Source organism: Limosilactobacillus kribbianus, from assembly GCF_026413145.1.
In the GTDB taxonomy this organism is placed as follows: Bacteria; Bacillota; Bacilli; order Lactobacillales; family Lactobacillaceae; genus Limosilactobacillus; species Limosilactobacillus kribbianus.
This window is the reverse complement of record NZ_JAOVYZ010000078.1, coordinates 1-4,605: the sequence shown is the minus strand read 5'-3', so window position 1 is coordinate 4,605 and position 4,605 is coordinate 1. Positions and strand designations below refer to the sequence as shown.

General features: G+C 50.0%; 3 protein-coding genes. All 3 read left to right on the top strand.

What is annotated here, in order from left to right; genetic code table 11:
• The first annotated feature begins 361 nt into the window (after positions 1 to 361).
• The 3 genes from OCT58_RS09930 (at position 362) to OCT58_RS09920 (ending at position 4,212) form a co-directional block, all read left to right on the top strand.
• Positions 362 to 1,822 carry an ABC transporter substrate-binding protein/permease gene (locus OCT58_RS09930; protein WP_267202678.1) on the top strand — a complete coding sequence of 487 codons (1,461 nt, stop codon included), beginning with the start codon at positions 362 to 364 and terminating at the stop codon, positions 1,820 to 1,822.
• 1 nt (position 1,823) lies between these two features.
• Positions 1,824 to 2,567, top strand: coding sequence for an amino acid ABC transporter ATP-binding protein (locus tag OCT58_RS09925; RefSeq protein ID WP_267202677.1), 744 nt, complete (start codon positions 1,824 to 1,826; stop codon positions 2,565 to 2,567).
• A gap of 292 nt (positions 2,568 to 2,859) precedes the next feature.
• Entirely contained in the window at positions 2,860 to 4,212 is a 1,353-nt protein-coding gene (locus OCT58_RS09920; protein ID WP_267202676.1) for an amino acid permease, read from the top strand.
• Positions 4,213 to 4,605 lie beyond the last annotated feature (393 nt).

Sequence of the window (4,605 nt, the reverse complement as noted above, 5' to 3'; positions counted from 1 at the left end):
GGCCACCTAATTAGTAACCGCGATTACTACTTAGGTGGCCTTAAAATTAACGAATTACTTTTCAAACGACATCCTGTAAGAACCGACCACTAATTGTCAAGCTCTTAACTTAATGACATTGCCACACGTTGCCGGTACTTTTTAAATTGCAAAGATTAAAAATAAATAAGAGTGATTATTTTCACTAATTGAACCGCTTAATTTAAATAAGAAAATTATGCTCCTTGCTTCTTAAATCATCATTTAAACCGGTTTCATCTTGGATTATTACGGATGTGGCTTAAAAGTCTTCACTTCTTTTTTTGCAGATGATAAGGTATTAGCAACGTTAAAATTTGATTAGAAAAAAGGAGTCGGTAGTATGCGGAAGAAGAGTTGGAAAAAATTCATCGCCAGCTTGATTGCAGTTGTGGCAATCGTGGTCGGGTGGCTGATTGTCGAACCGCAATCCGCCTCTGCTGATCAAACCTACACCTTTGCCACTAACGGAACCTTTGCCCCGTTCGAAATGCAGGACAGCAAGGGGAGTTATTCTGGGAAGAACCCCGGGATCGAAATTGAAATGCTCCAGCAGATTGCGAAGCACGAACACTTCAAGTACCAGTTCAAATCAATGAGCTTCAACGGGGACCTTCAAGCCCTGGAAGGTGGCCAGGTTGACGCCGTTATGGCCGGGATGAGTGTTACCGACGAGCGGAAGCAAAAGTACGATTTCTCCAAGCCGTACTACACCGATGGGGTCATGATGGCCGTTGCCAAGAACAGCAAGATCAAGTCATTGAAGCAGCTGCGTGGCAAGACCGTTTCCGCCAAGTCTGGAACTAGTGCCGCCCTCTTCTTGAAGAAGAACCAGAAGAAATACGGCTACAAGATTAAGTACTTCGACTCCTCGAACACGATGTGGAACGACGTTAAGAACGGGAACGCCGCGGCAACCTTCGATGATGGTCCGGTCCTTCAATACGGGATCCGGCAAGGGGTTGACCTCAAGATCGTTACCAAGAAGCCAATCGACGCCCAGCCGGTTGCCATCGGCTTCCAGAAGGGTCAAAACAAGGAATTACAGGCTAAGATCAACGACGGGATTACTTGGATGAAGAAGACCGGCCGGATGCAGAAGATCATTAACAAGTACACGAAGAGCAAGGCTACCACGAAGAATTCAACCCAGGCCCACACGATTATGGGGCTCCTGAAGGCAAACAAGAGTGCCCTGCTGTCCGGGTTGTGGATGACGCTGAAGCTGACGATTGTCGGAATCGTCTTCGCCATGATCTTTGGGATCTTCCTCGGGGTTCTCGGGGTTGTCCAGAACAAGTTCGCTAACGGTCTCTCCAGTACCCTGATCTACATCTTCCGGGGGATTCCAATGATCGTGCTGGCGTTCTTTATCTACATGGGACTGCCAAACGTGATCGGTCACAAGGTGCCACTTTTCCTTGCCGGGATCTTAACCCTGACCTTTGACGAAGGGGCCTACATCGGTGCGATCGTTAAGGGTGGCTTTGAATCCGTCAACGTCGGCCAGTGGGAAGCGGCCCGGAGCCTGGGGCTGCCTTACAGCAAGGCTCTGATCAAGGTCATCGCGCCGCAAGGATTCAAGCTGATGGTGCCATCACTGGTTAACCAGTTCATCATCACCCTGAAGGATACCTCAATCCTTTCCGCGATCGGTCTGATGGAATTAACTCAGACCGGGACCGTCATCATTTCTCAAAACATGGAAGGGTTCCGGATGTGGACGATCATTGCGGTAATCTACATCATCATCATTACCTTACTGACCTGGTTATCGAATTACGTACAGAAGAGGATGGATTAATATGGATGCGCAATACAAAGTTCAAATTAAAGATCTGCACAAGAGTTACGGGACCAACGATGTCTTGCAAGGGGTGAGCCTGAACGTCAAGCCGAGTGAAGTGGTCTGCATGATCGGTCCGTCCGGTTCCGGGAAGTCGACTTTCCTGCGCTGCATTAACAAGCTGGAAGAACCAAACAGTGGGCACGTCTACGTTGACGGTTACGATATCGCCGATCCGAAGGTGGACATCAACAAGGTGCGACAAAATATCGGAATGGTTTTCCAGCACTTCAACCTCTTTCCAAACATGTCGGTCCTGGAAAACATCACCCTGGCGCCAACTCAGCTGGGTAAGGCCACCAAGGAAGAAGCCGAAAAGGAAGCCATGCACTACCTCGACCTGGTTGGCTTAAAGGAAAAGGCCAACGTCAACCCGCAGACCCTCTCCGGTGGGCAAAAGCAGCGGGTGGCGATTGCCCGGGCCCTGGCGATGAAGCCGGACGTTATGCTCTTCGATGAACCAACCAGTGCCCTCGATCCCGAAATGGTCGGTGACGTGCTGGGCGTAATGAAGACCCTGGCCAAGCAAGGGATGACGATGATCGTCGTTACCCACGAAATGGGCTTTGCCAAGCAGGTGGCGGACCGGGTCGTCTTCTTCCACGACGGCAACATTCGGGAACAAGGGACACCGGACCAGATTTTCGAGCACCCGCAGCACCCCGACACCAAGAACTTCCTGGATAAGGTCCTGAATGTTTAAGAGTAAAAGCAGAACTAATTTTCCCGATTGTCACAAATTGTTTGACTTTGGTGGGAAAATCATTATAATTATGAGTAACTTCTAATAAAGGTTGGCGAACAGAGAACCCGGTATTAGCTGAGAGCCGGGGCCGGCCAAATGGCAGAAACGGTGAATGGGTGGTTCCACTATCGACTGAAGAGGCGGTCAAATGGCCGTGAAGATGGGTGGAACCGCGTGTAAAAACGTCCCTGGTACTTAGGTGTACCAGGGACGTTTTTTCGTTTCAAAAAATTTGAGAGGAGAGAAGACAATGGACAAAGAACAGCAGCAGAAACTTAAACGCTCACTGAAGAGCCGCCACGTGACAATGATTGCCATCGGTGGGGCGATCGGGACCGGGTTATTCTTGGGATCCGGTTCGGCGATTCATAAGGCCGGCCCATCGATCATTCTCTCGTACCTGATCGTCGGTATCTTTTGTTTCTTCATGATGCGGGCCCTTGGTGAACTGATTCTGGCCGACACGACCAAGCACTCCTTTATCGACTCGGTCAAGGAATACCTGGGCGATCGGATGGAATTCGTTGCCGGTTGGATGTACTGGGCCTGTTGGCTGACGCTGGCGATGGCCGATCTGACCGCGACCGGGATCTATCTCAAGTACTGGTTCCCGAGCCTGCCGCAGTGGGTGGGTCCGCTGGTGATCGTGGTACTGCTGATGCTGGTCAACATGGTTAACGTCGGTCTGTTCGGGGAACTGGAGAGCTGGTTCTCAATGATTAAGGTGCTGGCAATCCTGGCCCTGATCGCGGTCGGCATCATCCTGCTCGTCCTGCACAGCTCGGTGGCGGGACGGCCGGTTTCGCTGGCGAACCTGGTCAATCACGGGGGTTTCTTCCCGACCGGACCGCGGGGCTTTCTGATGTCCTTCCAAATGGTCGTCTTTGCCTTTGTCGGCATTGAAATGGTCGGTTTGACGGCCGGTGAAACCAAGAACCCGAACAAGGATATTCCCAAGGCCATCAACACCCTGCCGGTTCGGATCGGCCTGTTCTACATCGGTTCCATGATTGCCCTGATGGCGATTTACCCGTGGAACCAAATTAAGACGACCTCCAGCCCCTTCGTCCAGGTCTTCGCGGCCATTGGGGTGCCGGGTGCGGCGGCCATTTTGAACTTCGTCGTGCTGACGGCGGCCATGTCGGCTACCAACAGCGCCATCTTTAGCACCAGCCGGTCCCTCTACTCGCTGGCTCGTGGCGGGAATGCTCCCCGGCGCTTCGGTGAGTTGAGTGCCAAGGCGGTGCCAAACAACGCATTGACCTTCTCGTCACTGATCCTGTTCATTACGGTTATCCTAAACTATATCATGCCGGCAGGGATCTTTGACATGATTGCCAGCATTTCGACGATTACCTTCATCTTTACCTGGTTGATCATTCTCTGGGCCCACATTCAGTTTCGCCGCCAGCACCCGTCCGGGGTCAGTTTCTTCAAGATGCCGGGCTACCCGCTGACCAGCTGGCTGACGATCGCCTTTTTCCTGGCGATCCTGGTAATCCTGCTGTTTATTGACTCGACCCGGGTACCGCTGCTTATCACGACCGCCATTTTTATCATCTTGGCGGTGGGCTACGGATTTTTTACGAAAAAAGAAAAATAAATTTTTAGATAATATAGTAAGCAAAATTGGCTAAAACAGTTCAAAATTGATTTAATAAAGCGGTAAAGAGACAGAAAATGTCTAGATTGTGAAAACGCAACCAACGGCGGCCTGACGCGGTTTGTTTGAACTTTTGGAGTCGATCTACTATACTGAAGATGTGGAAAGGTGATTGGCCCTTTTGATACGAACATCTTCTCATAATAAACTACTTTGAAGCTAGTTAATTAAAATGGCTTTACATGATAATTAACAACACCCCACTCCACATGCAATGTCATTAAGTTAAGCTATTGACATTTGGGATACCAAAAGAGTGAGCCTTTATTTACACAATTTGTGTGAATGAAGGCTCACTCTTTGCTTTAAACAGCGTTGCTTTTTAAAATTAAA